Source organism: Burkholderia sp. B21-005 (genome assembly GCF_020843965.1).
Lineage (GTDB): Bacteria > Pseudomonadota > Gammaproteobacteria > Burkholderiales > Burkholderiaceae > Burkholderia > Burkholderia ambifaria.
Genome location: NZ_CP086303.1, coordinates 535,653 through 553,384 on the forward strand (window position 1 = coordinate 535,653; position 17,732 = coordinate 553,384).

The following is a 17,732-nucleotide window of genomic DNA, read 5'->3' on the forward strand; positions in this document are numbered from 1 at the left end:
TCGCATATTCGAGCATGAAGGTGGCCTGGCCGCCTATATCCGCAACCGCAGGCTAAGAATGGCGGCCGATGAGCTGGTGCGCTTTCCTCATATGGAGGTACAGGACGTAGCCTCGGGGTTAGGTTTCAATGATGCGTCGAGCTTTACGCGCGCATTTCGTCGCGCCTTCGACATCGCGCCACGAGAATTGCACGAGTACGCACCGTTGCTCCAGCGCGGAAGTACAAAACGGGTGCGCTTCACATAGCGGCGGTGGTGAACCGGTTGAATCGGGGGCTGCGATCGGGGCCATCTGACTATACGATCGGGTCAGACTGCAAGGTCTGGTGGCGCTGCAGGACAAACCCAATGCATTTCTGGAAAGCGTCGCCTTCGAACCGTTACTATGGGGAGACCGGCGCCGGCGTTCGCTTGCACGCTTGCATCGAAGGCGAACTGGACCGGCCAGAGTTTCATGGCCACTCACGAGCCGTTTAGCGCGTAGCACCGCTCAAACGCTATGACGATCAGCGTTCCGCATCCCCCGCGAGTAGCGCGTTCAGCACCCGCGCGTCCGCCGCCCGCTCCAGCGACAGGCACGCGTCGCTCAACGCATCGACCTGCGCATGCTCGAGCGCCATGCCCGCCAGCGCACGATACTTCGCCAGCAGCGCCGCGTCGGACAGCGGTTTGCGAGGATCGCCGAGCGCGATCGGCACGTGACGCGATTCCCGCCGCCCGTCCGCGCGATGCAGGCTCACCGTCGGCTCATCGAGATCGCTCAGCGCTGGATCGACCTCGATCGCGATACGTGCGAGCAACGCCGTGACGCGCGAATCCGTACGCCTGTCGTCGCGATAAACGCCGATCCCCGTGTCGCCGTACGCGAGTGCCGCCGCTACCGCGTACGGCAGGCTCATCTGCGCCGACGACAGCGTCGACAGGTCGCGGCCGCCGCACATCCGGGCCACGAACGCGCTCGCCCGCACGACCACCCGCTCGATCTCGACGGCCTCGAACGTGTGACCGTCCGCAAGCTGCAGCGCCGCGTCGATTGCCGCATGCGCGCTGCGGCACGACGCGTGCGGCTTGATCGAGCAGCGCATCAGTTTCCAGTGCGCGCCGAGGCCGTCGGTCAGCGCGTCGGGTGCCTGCGATTGCGCGGCGAACGTGTTGAAGAAGCCACCCCACACGTCATCGAACACCCTGGCCGGGCCACTCACACCTTCCCGTGCCAGCAGCGCCGCGAGCACGCCGCCTTCCGCGGCCCGGCCGGCATGCAGCCGCTTCGTCTGTGAGCCGTCGTGGATGAAGCCCCACAGACCACCGGAGAAACTTGCCGCATGGCCGAGCGCGTCGCGCGTGCGCGCAGCGTCGAGCCCGAGCACGCGTGCGCTCGCGGCCGCCGCGCCGAACACACCGCAACTGAGTGTCGAGTGCCAGCCGGCACCGTTGTGAGCCGAGTAGCCGCCGGCTGCTTCCAGCACGCGCCGGCCGACGTCGTAGCCGAGCACGATTGCGGTCACGCATTCCCGGCCGGTCACGGGGCGGCCTGCGCACGACAACGCGGCGAGCACAGCCGGCAGCACGACGGCACCCGAATGATCGCAGCCGCCGGCATCGTCGAGCTCAAGCGCGTGTGCGGCGATCCCGTTGACGAACGCGGCGTCGCGCGCGCTTGCGCTGCACTGCGTGCCCCACAGCGACGCGCCGTCGCGCGCGACAGCGCCGGTGAGCGCACGTGCACTGCGCGTCTCGACAGCCGAGGTTCCAGCCAGTGCGGCACCGAACGTATCGAGCACATGACGCGTGGCCTTTGCGACGACATCGTCAGGCACGGCGGCGGCAGGCGTTTGCGCGACAAACGTCGCGAGCCGCGTGGCGCGCGTTTCGGTATCCATCGTCATCGCGCCGACGCCTCTGCCACGCAGCGTGCAAACACGTCGACCGGATGGTCCGGCTCGTTGTCGCGAACCTGCCCGCGCCACCAGCGCGCAACGTCACGCCCGGTCGCAAACCAGACGTCGCCCGCGTCGCGCAGGTGCGCGAGCAACGCACGCAACAGGTCGATCCGCCCTGCCGTGCCGATGATCTCGGGATGCAGGCGCAGCACGCAGCACAGCCCGAAGCGCCGAAACCCGTCGACATCGCGCCGCCAGTTGTCGAGCACGTCACGGTACGCGGCGATGCGCGGCTGACCGGCCGGCACCGGCGGCGACAGGTTGAACTCGAAGTACGGCTCGTCCTCGAGTTCGTAGTGCAGCGGCAGTTCGACGAGCCGCAGGTCGGCCGCGCCTGCGTCGGCGCGCGGATGCCGGTACGGCAAATCGTCGCCGCGCCACGACGACGACCACGTGAAGCCTTCCGCCACGAGAAAGTCCGCAAAGCCGTCGGCCCAGTTGCCGGTGAACGAGCGAAAGGCTTCCGCGCAGCGTCCGGTCGCGTCCGCGAGCGCCGCCCGCCCGGCGCGGCACGCGTCGATCTGCGCGGCAAGCGGCAGTGCGTCGAAATCCTCGCAGCGAAAGCCGCTCACGCCGAGCTCGTGCCCGGCGGCGGCGATCGCCCGCACGGCGCCGCCATGCGTCTGCGCGACGCGGCCCGGCACGAACCAGCTCGTCGGTACGCTGAATTCGTCGAACGCGGCGAGTAGCCGGTCGACGCCGCGCGTCGCGCCGTAGCGCCACACCGACAGCGATTTTTCCCGGCCGACGATACGCGGCTCGCGTGTCTGGATGCCATGAATGTCGTTGAAGTCGACCGTGATCGCGACCGCGCATCGCGCGCCGCCCGGCCACGCACAAGGTGTCTTCACATGTTGCTCCGGTGCGTGGATTGCACGCCTTGCGCGTGCTGCGCGAGCCACCAGTCGGCCACGTCGCGGCAGCGCGCGAACCAGACGCCATCCTGCGCGCACATGTGGCCGAGCCAGGCCTCCAGCAGCGCGATGCGCCCCGGCTTGCCGCAGACTTTCGGATGAAGCAGCGTCGTCAGGCACAGCCCTTCGCGGTATATCCCGTCGAATTCGCGCGTCCAGTTGTCGAGCGTCGCCGCGTAGCCGGCGATCCGGTCGAGCCCCGCCGGATAGTCGGGGTTGCGGTGATACGCAAGCGACGCATAATCGTCGGTCTCCCAGCGGCCGGGAATCTCGACGAGCGGCGGCTCGCCGTCCGCACCGGGCAGCAGATACGGACGGTCGTCGCCACGCATCGAGCTCGAATAGCGCACGCCCGCTTCGCGCAGCACCGCGACCGTCGCGTCGCTCCAGTCACCCGACGGTGTGCGGAACCCGACCGGCCGCACGCCGAGCGTGCGCGCGAAGATGTCGGCCGACTGCGCCATGATCTCGCGCTGCCGCCCGGGCTCGAGCGTCCAGAACGCTTCGTGCCGGTAACCGTGATATCCGATCTCGTGGCCGCGCTCGACGATTGCCGCGCATTGCGCGGGCCACGTCTGCGCGACCCACGCGGGCACGAAGAACGTCGCGGGCAGGCCGAACGATGCAAGCATGTCGAGCAGCCGGCCGAGCGCCCGCCACGGCCCGTAGCTGCCCAGCGTGAAATACGCGGGGTTGCGCCAGATCGACCCGTTCAGCATCGCGTCGCCGGTCGGGCCGTCGAGATCGAACGCGAGCGCGACGCACGCGCGCTTCGCGTCCGGCCAGCGGGGAGCCAGGTCCGTCATCGCGCGCTCAGTGCGTGCCGTTGACCATCGCCTTCGTCACCGCGTGCTCCTGCAGCCCCCACTTCGCGAGCAGCTTCTGGTACGAGCCGTCCGCGATCAGCTGGTTGAGCGCCGTCGTCAGTGCGCCGCTCAGCGCGGTATTGCTCTTCGCGACGCCGATGCCCGTGTATTGCGACAGGAACGGCTTGCCGACCGGCGCATACGCGTTCTGCTCGAGGCTGTTCTGGTACGGCAGCGTCTCGCCGCCCTGCACGGCCGCGTCGATGCGGTTCTGGCGCAACTGCATCCGCGCGTCCGACGAGCCGTCGGTACCGACGACGATGATCGCCGGCTTGCCGGCCTTCACGCAGTTCTCGGCGCTCCACGCGGTGGTGTTGTCGGGGAACGACGTGCGTCGGCTCGAGCCGACGCGCTTGCCGCACAGCGCGCCCATCTGCGCAAATTCGCCGGCGCGCGCCTTGAGCGTATAGAACTGCGGGCCGGTCTCGATGTAGTCGACGAACGTCACCGCATCGCGGCGCGTCGGCAGGTCGGTCATGCCGGACAGGATCATGTCGACGCGCTGCGTCGCGACGGCGCTCATCATCTGGTCGAAGCTCGTTTCGACCCAGTTCAGCTTCGCGCCCATCTTCGCGGCGAGCGCCTCGCCGAGATCGACGTCGAAGCCCGCCAGCTTGTCGGTCGCCGGATCCTTGTATTCGAACGGCGGATAGTTCGGCACGATCGCGACGTTCAGCGTGCGTTTAGCGCTTGCGGATTGCGCGACGGCGAACGATGCATGAAGCGCGAGTGCGCCGAATGCGACGGCGGCCAGCGTGCGGGTCAGGACGGATGCTTTCATGGGTGTCGCCTTGTCATGTAGAGGAATGGGGACGATGCCGCGCTCGTCGACGGCTCGATCGTTGGGACGCTGCAAAACGGGGCGCCCGCCCCGGTCATGCAATCACGGCGGAGATGAACTCGCGCGTGCGCGCGTGCGTCGGCGCGGACAGCACCTGGTCGGGCGGCCCGCTCTCGACGATCCGGCCGCCGTCCATGAACACCACGCGGTCGGCCACCTCGCGCGCGAACCCGAGCTCGTGCGTGACGACGATCATCGTCATCCCGCTCTTCGCGAGGTCGCGCATCACGGCCAGCACTTCACCGACCAGTTCGGGGTCGAGCGCCGACGTCGGTTCGTCGAACAGGATCAGTTGCGGATGCATCGCGAGCGCCCGCGCGATCGCGACGCGCTGCTGCTGTCCGCCGGACAGCTCGACCGGAAACGCATCGCACTTGTGCGCGAGCCCGACGCGCGCGAGCAGCGCACGCGCTTCCTCCTCCGCTTGCGCGCGGCGGCGCTTGAGCACCTGCACCGGGCCTTCGATCACGTTCTCGAGCGCGGTCTTGTGCGGAAACAGGTTGAAGCGCTGGAACACCATGCTCGTCGCCAGCCGCTGGCGCGCGACCTGACGCTCCGACAGTTCGTGGAGCCGGTCGCCGGCGCGCCGGTAGCCGGCCAGTTCGCCGTTGACCCACAGCGCGCCGGCGCTGATCGTCTCGAGCTGGTTGATGCAGCGCAGGAACGTGCTCTTGCCCGAGCCCGACGGCCCGATGATGCACAGCACTTCGCCCGGCTCGACGTCGAGCGTGATGCCGTGCAGCGCCTGGAAATCGCCGTACGACTTGCGTACGTCGACCGCGCGAACGACCGCGTTCGTCATGACGTTCTCCCGAGGATTGAGGGTCGTGTCGTTCATTTGCGGCCCGCCGCCCTGCCCGCGCCGCGTGCGAAACGCCGCTCGACGCGGGCCTGCGCGAGCGACAGCACGGTGACGACCGCGAGATACCAGATGCCCGCGACGATCAGCAACTCGATCACGCGGGCATTCGCGTAGTAGATGTTCTGCGCGTTGTGCAGCATCTCCGCGTACTGCACGATGCTCGCCAGCGACGTCAGCTTGACCATGCCGATCAGCTCGTTGCCGATCGGCGGCACGATCACGCGCATCGCCTGCGGCAGGATGATCCGGCGCAGCGCCTGCAGGCGCGGCATGCCGATCGATTTCGCAGCCTCGTACTGGCCCGTGTCGACCGACAGCAGCCCCGCCCGCACGACTTCCGACGTATAGGCTCCCTGATTGATGCCGAGCCCGAGCACCGCCGCGAGGAACGGCGTCATCACGTCGACGGTCCGGTATTCGGCGATACCCGGGATGCCGAGCGTCGGAAACACCAGCGCCAGGTTGAACCACAGCAGCAGTTGCAGGATCACCGGCGTGCCGCGAAACAGCCAGATGTAGCCCTGCGCGATCGCCCCGAGCACCGGGTTCGACGACAGCCGCATCACCGCTGTGACGACGCCCAGCACGACGCCGAGCGTCATCGCGAGGACGGTCATCACGATCGTGTTGCCGAGCCCCGTCAGGATCGAGCGTGCGGTCAGGAACTGGCCGACGACGCGCCACTCGATCTGTCCGCGCGCGAACGCGACCGCCACATACGCAAGCGCGGCAATGATCGCGATCGACGCGACATAGCGGCCCCAGTAGCGCCGGCGCACGCGCACGAACCCGGCGATATCGTCCGCGGCGCGGGCGGCCGGCTCCGGTGTGTCATCGAGACGGCCCGATTCGGATGCGCTCAGCATGACGGCCCCCGGTAGTCGGCCGCCCATGCGGACTGGCGTTCGATCGCGTCGCTCAGGCGGCCGATCTGCTCGCGCACGCGCGCGGGTGACGTGCCGCCCGCCCCGCCGCGCGCGGCGACGGCCGCGTCGAGCGTCAGATGCGCGCGCACCGCGGGCGCGAGGCGCGTGTCGACGGCCTGCAACTGTTCCGCGCTCGCGTCGGCCAGTTCGATGCCGTCCCGCTCGCACGCGCGCACGAGCGTGCCGGTGATCTCGTGCGCCTCGCTGAACGGCACGCCCGTCAGCGCGAGCCAGTCCGCCACCTCGGTCGCGAGCGTGAAGCCGAGCGGCGCCTGGCGACGCATCTCGTCGACGTTGACGCGCATCGTATGGATCATCCCCGCCATCGCGGGCAGCACGAGTTCGAGCGTGTCGATCGAATCGAACGCCGCGATCTTGTCTTCCGCGAGATCGCGGTTGTACGCGAGCGGCAGCGACTTCAGCGTCGCGAGCAGGCCCGTCAGGTTGCCGATCAGGCGCCCCGCCTTGCCGCGCGCGAGTTCCGCGATGTCCGGGTTCTTCTTCTGCGGCATGATCGAGCTGCCGGTCGCATAGGCATCGTCGAGTTCCACCCAGCGGAATTGCCGTGAGGTCCACAGGATCACTTCTTCCGACAGCCGGGACAGGTTCACGGCCAGCATGCTCGTGACGAATACGAATTCGGCGACGTGATCGCGCGCGGCCACCGCGTCGATCGAGTTCTCGCACGGCGCGTCGTAACCGAGTTCCTGCGCGGACAGCTCCGGCCGCACGCAGATCGCCGAGCCCGCGAGCGCGGCCGCGCCGAGCGGCGAACGTGCGGTACGGCGGTCCCAGTCGACGAGGCGGTCGACGTCGCGATACAGCGACTGCGCGTGCGCGAGCAACTGATGACCGAACACGATCGGCTGTGCGGGCTGCAGGTGGGTGAATCCGGCGGTTACCGTGTCGACGTGCCGGCTCGCCTGGCCGATCAACGCATCCTGCAGGTCGAGCACGCCGCGCACGAGCTGGCGGGCCTTGTCGCGCAGGTACAGGCGCAGGTCGTTCGCCGCCTGGTCGTTGCGCGAGCGCCCGGCGCGCAGCTTGCCGCCCAGCGCCGGCAGCCGCTGCGTGAGCACGCGCTCGAGGAAGGTGTGCACGTCCTCGTCGACGAGCGACGGCGCGATCGCACCGGCCGCGTGGTCGCGCGCGATGCCGTCCATGGCGGCCAGCAGTTGCGCGAGTTCGTCGTCGTTCACGATGCCGGCGCGATTCAACTCGCGCGCATGCGCGCAGGAGCCCGCGAGGTCGTACGGCACGAGACGGAAGTAACTCGGATCGGAGCGCGACAGGTTCTGCAGCGCGTCGGACGGTTTCGACTGGAAGCGGCCGCCCCACAGGCGCTCGATCGGTTCGGTAAGGCTCATTGCGGTCGACCTCGACTCGGTTGGATTGCCCCCACTGTAGGCATTCAATTTTTTTTGTTGTAGCGAGAAATTGAATCCGCTTTAATGAAATTTTTCTCAGCACCGTCGCCTGCGACGCGCCCACCGATGCGCAACCGCCTGCCCCCGCTGAACCCGCTTCGCGCGTTCGAGGCTGCCGCCCGGTGCGGCACCGTGTCGGCCGCCGCCGACGAACTGCACGTAACCGCGAGCGCGGTCAGCCATCAGATCCGGATTCTCGAGAGCACGCTCGGCGTCGCACTATTCGTCAGATCAAAAGCCCGCGTAAAGCTCACGCCCGAAGGCGAGGCGTTGCTGGAACCGGTCGGCGCGGCGTTCGACATGATCGCGAACGCCACCGTCAGGCTCGATTCGCCGGCAGCCGCCGGCGATCTCGTCGTGTCGACGCCGCTGTCGCTGACGTCGCGCTGGCTCGCCCGGCACATCGGCGATTTTCTCGAGCGCTATCCGGGGATCCACCTGAAAGTGATTCCGTCGAACGACGATCGCGAGACCTACTCGCCCGACGTCGACGTATGCATTCGCTACGGGGAAGGCAACTGGCGAAACCGGCGCGTCGAGCTGCTCGCGCATCCGGCGCTGTTCCCGGTCGTAAGCCCGGCGTTGATGAACGGGCCCGATGCGATCCGCAAGGTGCAGGATCTCGCGGGACGCACGCTGTTCTGCGAGCACGCGGGCTCCTGGACGCGCTGGCTGGCGGAAGCGAACGCGGACAAGCTGCCGGGCATCCGCATTCTGGAAATCGGCAACGCGCACATCGGCGTCGAAGCCGCGGTGCACGGGCAAGGCGTCGCGCTCGGCGACAGCCTCTCCGTGCGCGACGACCTGCTCGACGGCACGCTCGTGCGGCCGTTCAGCGCGGCCGTGCCGTCGCGTCATGCCTACTATCTGGTCACGCGTCACGAGCTGGCCGATTCGCCGCTCGTGACCGCGTTCACGACGTGGTTGCGCGCCTGCCTGGCGTGACGCGCGAGCGCGCGGCAGGGGGCGGACTCAGGTAGCGAGACTCGCCAGGTCGTCCCATACCATCACGATGTTGTGCGATCGCCAGATCGGCCCCGGATCGACATACTCGCCCGCCAACCGGCCGTTCAGCGACGCGTAAAAGGCGATCGCGGCATCGTTTCCCTTGACGACACTCAACGCCGCGCCCCGATACCGCACCTTCTGCAAATGCGTGGCGAGCCGGGCGAGCAGCGTGCGGCCGATGCCGCGACGCTTGAACCCGGGGTCGACATACAGGAACTTGATCTCGCCACGGCCGCCGAAAATCGGCTCCGACGGCGCGCCGGCCGCGCCGATTCCGACGATCGTGTCGTCGATTTCCGCCACGAGCACCAGTTGGTCGCCATCGTTCGACGCCAGCTTCTCCCGCCATTTCCTGCCGCGATAGTGCGCGTCGAGGACGGCATGTGCTTGCGCCGGCGCGAGATCGCGATAGGTATGCCGCCAGACCTTGACGTGAAAATCGGCGATCGCCTGCGCATCGGCGAGGCTGGCGGATCGGATGGATATTCCGGACATGGAGGCGTCTCTCGGGCGGCTTGGCGCGCGCGGGTGCGGCGCACACGCCGGATTGTCGATGATCCGGGCGACGATGTCAGCACCTCGCAGACATGGCGGATCAGCGCGCCAGCGCTTTCGTATTGCGGACGCGGTGCAGGAACCGCGCAACCGTCACGGTGAGCACACCGCTGGTCGAGATCTCCTGCAACCGCTCCAAACCCAGCGTCAGCCGGTCGCCGCGCCGTACTCTCCGCCAAGCGCCAAGCCCTGGAGCATTCGAAGATTGTGCATCTTTGTCTCCTCCTTTCCTTGTCGCGCCGACAGGAACACCGACGACCAGCCGGCTTCGACACGTAGACTCGTGTCTGGAGGCCTGCAGACCTCAACGATAGGTCTGCAGCGTTTATTTTCGAAATGGATATGTTGATCTAACTATTCACGGCACAAATAAAATACGGTTCATCGCGGCTTTCCGGGGGAACGCCGGGGACGCCGGCATTCTGCCAGGAGCGGCCAATCGATTGATCGCATCGAAAGCAGACTTTCAGGCGCTAGAATACGACACGACGCTATCCAGATGGCGACCATGGTTGGCAGAATCGATGAGCCTTGAAGGGGTATTCAGGGAAGAACGATGCGCAGATGCAGTAGGCATTCTGGTCTGGCGGGCATTTTTGCCACGCTCTTTCGAAATAGAAAAACGAGCAATGACAAAACTGATTCGATTCCGGGTTCGGCCCGTATATCACAGTAGCGATCTTCTGGTCGAGATACTTGAAGACCATCGCACTGTCGACTTTCCAAACGTCGCTGCGATCCTACAAGATGCTCTCCATTCTGTCCCAGTGCCGCATCCAGACGGCCTTGATGATCCACGAATCGCATTATCTCAGGATCGCTATTTCAGCTATTGGAAATATGCTCGCGGATACTATGAAATAGACGACGATATCTGGGGACTATTCGTCACCGCCTCAATCAACAACTCGTCCATAGTCGCAGACATCGAACGAGCACTCCTGTTGACAGGGAAGCTCGTCAAGGAAGAAGTAGATTTCGGCAAGTTCGAGTGACCGGTGACGGCTTACGCTAGTCGGGTTGGATACCGGTTTCTTTGCAACTAGCCGGGACCATCGCTGGCGGCCGCGAGAAGCGGCACGACCAGATCGCTGATCGGCGTCGGAATTCCGTGAGATCGTCCGCATCGCTGCACAACGCCATTCCGGCAGTCCCATTCGAGGGGGCGGTTACCCTGCCGGTCGGCAAGAATGGACGTCCCCAAATCGGGCGGGCAGCGATGGAATCCGTCGACGATCTCCCGCGGCACTTCATCGCCCAGCTTCGCGCCCTCCGCACGGGCGACTTCGAGACATTCCCGCAGGTAGGCGAGCGACAGTTCAGTGATGTCGCTTCGCGAGAACATGCCGGCGCGGCGGCCAGTCAGCACCATGAGTCCCGCCACCGCGTTCTGCAAAAGCTTTCGCCACGCGAGCGAGACGAAATCGGCCGCCACCTCGACCGGGCATCGCGTGCCGTGCAACGCCGAGACCACCACGTTGCTTGCCGGCGTATCGGGCACAGTGAGCCGAGGTTTGCCGCGCAGCCACACCGACGCATCCGATTCGCGTTGCGCCGGAAACCAGACGACCGATGGCACGATCGCCGCGCCGGCTGCATATGGCGCGAAGGCGGCTGTTTGCTCGACGCCATTTTGCAGCACGCAGACAACCGTCTTCGCATCGCATAGCGCTGGGATCCAGGGTGCCGCACTCGCCACTTGCGTCGACTTGACCGCAACGAACACGAGATCGAACCTTTCCTTGACCGCTTGCGGATCGGTCAGCACGGGCCCGGGCACGACGATCTCGCCGCCATCGAAGCGCAGCGTCAGCCGCTCGTGCGCCGAGCGGCCGCAGATCACCGGCGTGCGGCCAGCCTCATGGAGGGCCGCGGCAACGGTCGTTCCGATTGCGCCCGGACCGACAACGGCGACGGTCGGGTAGTCAGACTTCGTCATGGTGTTCATCCTCCGAGTGATCTCCGAGATGCGGGCGCAGTGCGAGCGCGAGCGGAAAAATTGCCAGAGCGGTGAACGCGGTGGCATACGTGGCGGCCTGCACACCGATCCTGTCGCCGAGGAAACCGTAGAGGACGGGCGATATCGCGCCCGATGCGATCGTTCCCGTGTAGAAAATCGCAAATGCGCGCTCCGTGCGCTCGGGCGGGGACATCTCCGGAACGGTTCCGTACAGCACGGACGACGTGCCGTTGAGCATCATGCCCAGAATCGGCAGCAGCACCATGGTAAGCGCCAACGGGAGATACATCACGCCGATGATGCACGCGGCCGTACCGCCTTCCGTAAGCAGCACCGTACTCACCACACCCATGCGAACGCCAAGCCAGCCACAGAAGAATTTGCCGGCCGCCCCGCCAATGAAAACAAGCGCAAGGGCCGTCCCCAACAGTTGAGGCGAGATGCCTTTTGCGTTGAGCAGGAAAGGCAGAAAAGTAAGCAGTCCCATGCGTACGGCCGTATCGAGCACGCCAATGGAAAACAGCGCGGTGAATCCGCGCCCCCCGGTGCCCCTGCGTTGAGCGGACGCTTGCTCTTTTGCGGCCGTCTTTCCGGCGTCACGTGGCACGGCGGGAAACCAGAACGCGATGCCGGCGGCAACGACGCAGCCCAATCCGGCGACGACCCATAGCGCGTGACGCCACGGCATCATGATCACGAGCAGCGAAATGGCTGCCGGCAGCGCGGATTTCCCCAGATCGCCGGAAAAGTTGTAGAGGCTCAGTGGGCCTCTCGCGTCACGCCCATAGGTGCGCGAGATGGCGCCCGATGCGATCGGATGTTGCGTGCTGGATCCACCGCCCGATATCGCCAGCGCCACGCACAAACCGAGCAGGCCACCCGACATGCCGGCGATTGCATAGCCCAGCGCGGCGAGCAGCGTGCCGATCGCAAGGACTGCGCGACTGCCCAGGCGTTGCGCGAGACGCCCGGCCGGCAATTGCAGCACCGCCATCGTGCCGGCATAGAGGCCGCGCAGCATAGCCAGGGCCGCGAAGTCGAGTCCGAACTCCGCCTGCCATACGGGCAGCAGCGCGTAGATCATGTCCGTATAGCCATCGTGGACCGCGTGTGCAATGCAGGATAGCCATAGCACGCGCGGCCGTGATGGCACAGCGTCCCGCATGACGGGAGGAGAAAAAACCGGCAAGCGCATCGACGTTCTCTCTGTACGAGCGGCTGATGGAAGCGGCTCTTGGTTTGGTTTTCGGCTCGATGCGCCAATTTTATGGCGGAGGTATCAGCCATTTCAATTGAGCTAAAATCGCGTCAATGGAGAGAAAAAGTCACGTCATGAGCGAAAGCCACGGTGCTGCGAAAATTCGGGACGAGTTGCCGCCGCTCAATGCGCTGCGCGCTTTCGATGCGGTCGCGCGGCACGGCAGCTTCGCGGGCGCGGCGGCGGAACTGCATGTCACCCATTGGGCCGTCGGAAAACAGATCCGGCTGCTGGAGGACTGGTTCGGCCTGCCGTTGTTTGACCGTCGTCCGCGCGGCGTCGTGCTGACCGACGAAGGGGTCGTATTGCTGAACGACGTCAGCCACGCGTTCGAACACCTCGGTACCGCGGTGGTGCGGCTGCGCCACAATACCTTCACACACCGGATATCAGGCGTCGTGCGGGTGAATGTGCCGATGAGCTTCGCGTTTTGCTGGCTGCTGCCACGGCTTGCCGATTTCCATTCGCGGTATCCCGACATCGACGTCAGGGTGTCGACGACATCACGCAAGCTGCGCTATGTCGCCGACGCTTTCGATATCGGTGTTCGCTCCGGTCCGGAACAGGGTGCGGGCGTCGTGTCGCGCCCGTTGATGCCCGACCTGCGCGTGCCGGCCTGCAACCCCGCGTTGCTGCGCCAGCATCCGATACAGAGCGTGGCCGACCTGCGCCATCACACGCTGCTGCATTCGGCCACGACGCGCTCAGCCTGGTCGCACTGGTTGCGGGAAGCGGGCGCCGCCGATCTGCGGGCAGCGCGCCATGTCGAATTCGATCATGTGAATCTTCAGCTTGGCGCGGCCATCGAGGGGCTGGGCGTGGCGCTGGCGTCGCTGCCGCTGATCGGGCGCGATCTCGCCGAAGGACGCCTCGTGTGTCCCATCGCATCGCCTGTATGGCGCGCCGACGACTACACGCTGGTGACGAACGCCGATCGCGCCGACGATGCCGCGGTGTCCGCGTTCGAGCAATGGATGGAAGGCATGGCGAGCCAAGAGGCTGGATAGGCTCGCAGATCAGAACAGGCGGCACACCTTCCGTGCCTGCACGCTGACGCTACGCGTCGGGCGCTAGTCACCCGATACGGCAATACCTCGAAATGTTTTCACCTCTTTTGCGGAAAAAATGGGTTCATCGCAACCGGACCGTCAGAGCGAGGCGCAGGTACTGGCGATCAGGCTCCGCATCCATTTGTGCGGCAGCCTTCACCGCCGCATCGACATCCTCCGCGGTGCTATCCGGGATCTCACGCCATGTCTCGTTACGATATGGGTCAAGACTCGACAACCACTTCTCGGACACTGACGGAACGCGCCTTCCGTCCATGAAGTTCTCAAATCTCTGCATGATTCGCCATTCCTCTTAGCTTGCTGTTCCGTACAGTCAGATAGCAATATCACGACAGGGTGCGTTCCATGTCATTTCGTTTTGATATCGGACCATTGATGCCGGCAATACTACCGTTGGGGCGATGAACGTAGCTTCCAGCGGACAGACGACTATCGCCTTCAGGCTCTGTTGCTAAATTAATTCGATATCCTTATCGCATAATTTTATTTGAGTTCTTTCTCTTTAATGCGCCCCACCATCCCTATCGAGTTTCAGCGCTTGGCTCAGACGCCGCCGACCACCCGCGTCAGCCAGTCGTGTGTATCCGGCGCCGTGCCGTGCTGGATCGCCAGAAGCCTATCTCTAAGATTCGCTGCGACGGGACCGGATGCGCCACCGTTCACTACGATATCTTCCCCAGTGGACGATTTTGCGCGCCCGACTGGTACAAGAACTGACGCCGTTCCGCATGCGAATACTTCTGTAATTTCCCCTGAACGACACCGAGTTCGTGGAACAGGCCGACGACGGCCTTTCCAATCCCCTTGGTGCCTGCCGTCACCAGGACGCGCTTGCCTTGCAATTCCAGGTTCATGGTCATCAACCGATCTCCAATGACTTGATCTTGTCGCCTTCCAGGCTGAACACATGGTCGAGCTGGACAGGGCTACCCGGGAAATTGCCCACAACATTGGCCGTGACCGTCAGCCGACCGCCTTCCTGGGAAGCGCTGACAGGCTCCACGGTGTACTCGAATTTCTTCCGTACCTCCCGTCGCCAGGACTCGATGGCGCCATGGCCCTGGTGCGTCTGGCCGTCGTCAACGACGACCGCATCCTGCGAGAAGACACGCACGATGTGCCCGACGTCCTCGCCATTGGTGATCTTGAAGTAGGCAGAGACTGGATCTGGTAGTGAAAGGGACATGGTTGCGTTCTCGCAATAGTTTGCTGTACTAGTATTTTCGCCATAGACTATTTATTCATCAAGAACGCACCGAAAAGTAAGTTACTGCGCTATGGGAAAGATATACACGCCCGCCACCGCCGCACTGGGGGTAGAGGAAGTTCTTCGACTGCTGGAAGGTCGATGGAAACTGATCATCCTTTTCCATTTGTTCGATGGAAAAGTACAACGCTATTCGGATTTCGAGAAGTTGATCCCCGGGATTTCTCAGAAGATGCTGGCCCAACAACTCCGGCAACTGGAATCCGATGGAATCGTGTCGCGAAAGCTGTATCCGCAAGTCCCGCCGAAAGTCGAGTACCGTCTAACGGATTGGGGGCAGGCTTTGTGTCCTGCTTTGGATGCGATGCTGAAATGGGCGGAAAAACGCGAAACGCTGGTTGCGACGCCCGCTCCGGACGAGAACACTGACGACTGATGATTTGGTTGGCCGACAACCATCCGTGCCGCCCGATCTCCCATGCCCCGCAGCAAACGGGGTGACGTTTATCTACGCACCCTGCTGATTCAGGCGCACGAGCCGTGATCTCGAGTTCGAAGCACGTACCGGCACATAGGAGGAATCTGCTGGCACGTCGGGCCTAAAAATGTCGGAACCCGGCCGTCGCGGCATAGCATTGCAAGTTCGGGTTGGATGACGCGAACGCGGGCTCACGGTCGTGTGCAAGGCAACGCTTTCGGCGCGGCGGCGGCCCGCCTCGTCAGAAATTGCCCCTGGTAGACTGCCTCGCAGCGACCGCGGCCATCGCACAACATGGTCGATTTTCGGTGGATCCTCGCGCGGCGTTAGAATAGCGCCCCTGCTCATGGGAGACGAAAATGTCCTGGTTCATTTACGAAGTGCCCGAATACCACGAAGACGCTGCGCGCATCGAGCCCTTTAGCGACCTGCGTAGCCGTGTGCTGAAAGTCAGTGGCCCGGCCATGGCCGACGAACTGGAAAGCGTTCGCGAGAACGCCGCGGCGACAGCGGACACACCCGAGCGCCCCCTGCGTACTCCGGAAAATCCGCATGTCTTTCCGATTCCTTACGCCGACTCCATGATCCTGGTCGGGTTCATCTTCGATCTGAAACGCGAATTCCGGCAACTGGTCGTGTCACCCGTGGAAATGCCCTGGCTGAAAGACGCGTAAAAGGTGGTCGGAACGGAAGCCGACGGGCGCGTTGCTCCTGTTCTGGAGCCGGGTCCGAATATTCAGCGCACGCGTTCGGTACACACGCCTCGAGTTGGTACCGCGCGTCGGACTGAATCGAGCTGCTCAGTTATTAAAACTGAGGTAGCTGCCGCCGATCGCGAGTGGGTACCGAGACGCGTTCAACATCTTTTCCGACACGTTGCATCCAGGCCACCACAGGGAACGTGCGCCGCATCAACCATTCTCGCCCCTAAGCTACGCCTGCCGTACGACGACATCCCAAGCGGTATGACACACTTGCCCCGGTAGGGTGAGCGCGCGCAGCACCACACGGTCGCCGCGCGTCACCGACAGTTTGCCGTTGCATGGCACCTGCAACGATCGCACTTCACCGTTTTGCTCCAGCTGTGCCCGCGGAGCCGATGGTTGGCCGCTCAGATGCGACAGCGAGATATCGATCACGGCTCGTTCGTGCAGCACTTCGAATTCGAGCTTGTGCGCCGCCCAGGCATTGAACGCAACGCCTTGCGGGTGTCGAAACGAACTGCCGGCAGCGAGGCGCGGGACATTGGGCAGCATGTCCTCATGCGCCGCGACGAAGGCCAGACCGCTGGCGGAGAATCGTTCTAAGCACTGCGAATCGAGTTCGGCGGGTTGTTCTCGAACTGCGGATTCGGGAGCGAGCGCAAACGCCTGCCCGAGTGCGATTGCATGGTCCGCTTCGCGAGCCAGATATCGCCAGCGATTCAGGTAGCGCACATCGCCAGTCATGTGCAAACCGCGGATCGGTTTGCCCTGATATTCGAGCAGGATCCGAGCCGTATCGAAATCATGTCGCTCGTGAAGGCCCCATTTCGTGACGAAATTCTGCTCGCAGCCGACGAGTCGAACCTGCCCGAGGCCGCCCCAAAGATGCAGGAACGTCGTATCCAGTCCATAGATCGCCTGGAAATCCTGCCCGATTCGTCCGGCCTGTGCCCGAACGTGTTGCGCGAACTGCGCCCAGGCGATGCGCCCGCCGACAACAAGCCCGGCCTGTAGCGGATGTCCCAATCGGTCGAGCACGTCCTGTGCGCACTGGTGCGTCAGCGCGTCTCTCCGCTCTCCTATGATCGGTGACATGACGAATGCGCAGAAATGCGCGTCGGGCGCGACGTGGAGATGATCATCGTCGGGTACGACATCGAAGATGTCGAAGCTCGGGCCCGGGAACCAGATATCGGCATCGTAGAGGGCAAGCGTCTTGAGTTCCGGATCGGCGTCGAAGATTGCCGCCGCCGATATGTAGCGATCCCATGGCAGGTCGCCGGTGCCCACACTGGTGTAGACCTCGATGCCGTTCGCCACCAACAATGCTTGCTTTTTCGCGGACAGGCCGTAACCGATGACGCCAATGCGACCGCGATAGTCCGTCGCACGCAGCGATACGATGAAGGGAATGACCATCTCGTACCAGGCCTGCGTGTTGTCGTCGATCGCGAAGGCGACGAGATGGTGGCGGCTGGTCTCGTTGTTGTCGGGCATGTTCGTGTGTGTGGTGATGGACGGGTAGTTTCGTGTTTCGAATAGGTCCGGTCCGGCTGGCGTTTTTATGCGTTACGTTAATTATTCTGCAGTAGTCGCATATGCATGCCCACCATTCGATAATGAGGAGAGTCAATTCAATGACGCTGTTGGCATTTTCGTTCGTAGAGTAAACGATGCTCGATTGCAATTGAAGGCGTTCGTGTAGATGCGCTGTTT

19 protein-coding genes and 1 pseudogene are annotated in these 17,732 nt (G+C 64.3%); 7 read left to right on the top strand and 13 right to left on the bottom strand.

Annotation, left to right across the window (positions count from 1 at the left end):
- The first annotated feature begins 37 nt into the window (after positions 1-37).
- Both LMA02_RS33010 and LMA02_RS35650 read left to right on the top strand, forming a co-directional pair.
- Positions 38-247, top strand: a complete 210-nt coding sequence (locus LMA02_RS33010; protein ID WP_416378715.1) for a helix-turn-helix domain-containing protein — start codon at positions 38-40, stop codon at positions 245-247.
- Positions 248-255: 8 nt separating this feature from the next.
- Positions 256-477, top strand: coding sequence for a zinc-ribbon domain-containing protein (locus LMA02_RS35650; protein WP_416378714.1), 222 nt, complete (start codon positions 256-258; stop codon positions 475-477).
- A 29-nt stretch (positions 478-506) separates the two neighbouring features.
- On the opposite strand, the gene LMA02_RS33015 is transcribed toward LMA02_RS35650, so the two are convergent.
- The 7 genes from LMA02_RS33015 to argH form a co-directional block, all read right to left on the bottom strand.
- Complete coding sequence (locus LMA02_RS33015) at positions 507-1,886, bottom strand: MmgE/PrpD family protein (RefSeq protein ID WP_228910102.1); 1,380 nt, start codon at positions 1,884-1,886, stop codon at positions 507-509.
- On the bottom strand, positions 1,883-2,791 hold the full coding sequence (locus tag LMA02_RS33020) for a polysaccharide deacetylase family protein (RefSeq protein ID WP_228910103.1): 909 nt from the start codon (positions 2,789-2,791) through the stop codon (positions 1,883-1,885). The genes LMA02_RS33015 and LMA02_RS33020 overlap by 4 nt, the downstream gene beginning before the upstream one ends.
- On the bottom strand, positions 2,788-3,660 hold the full coding sequence (locus LMA02_RS33025) for a polysaccharide deacetylase family protein (RefSeq protein WP_228910104.1): 873 nt from the start codon (positions 3,658-3,660) through the stop codon (positions 2,788-2,790). Before LMA02_RS33025 ends, LMA02_RS33020 begins: the two co-directional genes overlap by 4 nt.
- A gap of 7 nt (positions 3,661-3,667) precedes the next feature.
- Positions 3,668-4,501, bottom strand: coding sequence for an ABC transporter substrate-binding protein (locus tag LMA02_RS33030; RefSeq protein ID WP_228910105.1), 834 nt, complete (start codon positions 4,499-4,501; stop codon positions 3,668-3,670).
- A gap of 94 nt (positions 4,502-4,595) precedes the next feature.
- The gene (locus LMA02_RS33035) at positions 4,596-5,399 is read right to left on the bottom strand and encodes an amino acid ABC transporter ATP-binding protein (RefSeq protein WP_279607122.1); all 804 of its coding nucleotides are present in this window, start codon (positions 5,397-5,399) and stop codon (positions 4,596-4,598) included.
- Positions 5,396-6,289 carry an amino acid ABC transporter permease gene (locus LMA02_RS33040; protein ID WP_228910106.1) on the bottom strand — a complete coding sequence of 298 codons (894 nt, stop codon included), beginning with the start codon at positions 6,287-6,289 and terminating at the stop codon, positions 5,396-5,398. Before LMA02_RS33040 ends, LMA02_RS33035 begins: the two co-directional genes overlap by 4 nt.
- Positions 6,283-7,716, bottom strand: coding sequence for an argininosuccinate lyase (argH, locus tag LMA02_RS33045; RefSeq protein ID WP_228910107.1), 1,434 nt, complete (start codon positions 7,714-7,716; stop codon positions 6,283-6,285). The genes LMA02_RS33040 and argH overlap by 7 nt, the downstream gene beginning before the upstream one ends.
- Positions 7,717-7,842: 126 nt before the next feature.
- On the opposite strand from argH, the gene LMA02_RS33050 reads away from it, so the two are divergent.
- Positions 7,843-8,721, top strand: coding sequence for a LysR substrate-binding domain-containing protein (locus LMA02_RS33050; protein ID WP_006751123.1), 879 nt, complete (start codon positions 7,843-7,845; stop codon positions 8,719-8,721).
- Between the two features lie 27 nt (positions 8,722-8,748).
- Here the strand turns inward: LMA02_RS33050 and LMA02_RS33055 are convergent, their stop codons facing one another.
- Positions 8,749-9,429 (bottom strand): GNAT family N-acetyltransferase, encoded by a 681-nt coding sequence (locus tag LMA02_RS33055; RefSeq protein ID WP_228910108.1) that lies wholly within the window; start codon positions 9,427-9,429, stop codon positions 8,749-8,751.
- Between the two features lie 353 nt (positions 9,430-9,782).
- On the opposite strand from LMA02_RS33055, the gene LMA02_RS33060 reads away from it, so the two are divergent.
- A complete protein-coding gene (locus LMA02_RS33060; RefSeq protein ID WP_228910109.1) occupies positions 9,783-10,334 on the top strand; it encodes a hypothetical protein in 552 nt (183 codons plus the stop codon).
- A 47-nt stretch (positions 10,335-10,381) separates the two neighbouring features.
- Here LMA02_RS33060 and LMA02_RS33065 read toward each other — a convergent pair whose 3' ends face one another.
- Together LMA02_RS33065 and LMA02_RS33070 are read right to left on the bottom strand one after the other, a co-directional pair.
- Positions 10,382-11,278 carry an oxidoreductase gene (locus LMA02_RS33065; RefSeq protein ID WP_228910110.1) on the bottom strand — a complete coding sequence of 299 codons (897 nt, stop codon included), beginning with the start codon at positions 11,276-11,278 and terminating at the stop codon, positions 10,382-10,384.
- A complete protein-coding gene (locus tag LMA02_RS33070; RefSeq protein WP_228910111.1) occupies positions 11,265-12,494 on the bottom strand; it encodes an MFS transporter in 1,230 nt (409 codons plus the stop codon). Before LMA02_RS33070 ends, LMA02_RS33065 begins: the two co-directional genes overlap by 14 nt.
- A 137-nt stretch (positions 12,495-12,631) precedes the next feature.
- Here LMA02_RS33070 and gcvA point away from each other — a divergent pair, with 137 nt between their 5' ends.
- Positions 12,632-13,564 carry a transcriptional regulator GcvA gene (gene gcvA / locus LMA02_RS33075; RefSeq protein ID WP_228910112.1) on the top strand — a complete coding sequence of 311 codons (933 nt, stop codon included), beginning with the start codon at positions 12,632-12,634 and terminating at the stop codon, positions 13,562-13,564.
- Between the two features lie 824 nt (positions 13,565-14,388).
- Here gcvA and LMA02_RS35470 read toward each other — a convergent pair.
- Together LMA02_RS35470 and LMA02_RS33085 are read right to left on the bottom strand one after the other, a co-directional pair.
- Positions 14,389-14,487: pseudogene (locus LMA02_RS35470) on the bottom strand (short-chain dehydrogenase); the annotation flags it as partial.
- A complete protein-coding gene (locus LMA02_RS33085) occupies positions 14,487-14,813 on the bottom strand; it encodes a nuclear transport factor 2 family protein (RefSeq protein ID WP_228910114.1) in 327 nt (108 codons plus the stop codon). The pseudogene LMA02_RS35470 and the gene LMA02_RS33085, both read right to left, overlap by 1 nt.
- Before the next feature lie 91 nt (positions 14,814-14,904).
- Here LMA02_RS33085 and LMA02_RS33090 point away from each other — a divergent pair, with 91 nt between their 5' ends.
- Positions 14,905-15,270, top strand: a complete 366-nt coding sequence (locus LMA02_RS33090) for a winged helix-turn-helix transcriptional regulator (protein WP_228910115.1) — start codon at positions 14,905-14,907, stop codon at positions 15,268-15,270.
- Positions 15,271-15,671: 401 nt separating this feature from the next.
- Positions 15,672-15,986, top strand: coding sequence for a hypothetical protein (locus LMA02_RS33095; protein ID WP_011661271.1), 315 nt, complete (start codon positions 15,672-15,674; stop codon positions 15,984-15,986).
- Positions 15,987-16,244: 258 nt separating this feature from the next.
- On the opposite strand, the gene LMA02_RS33100 is transcribed toward LMA02_RS33095, so the two are convergent.
- Positions 16,245-17,513, bottom strand: a complete 1,269-nt coding sequence (locus tag LMA02_RS33100) for a hypothetical protein (RefSeq protein ID WP_228910116.1) — start codon at positions 17,511-17,513, stop codon at positions 16,245-16,247.
- Positions 17,514-17,732 lie beyond the last annotated feature (219 nt).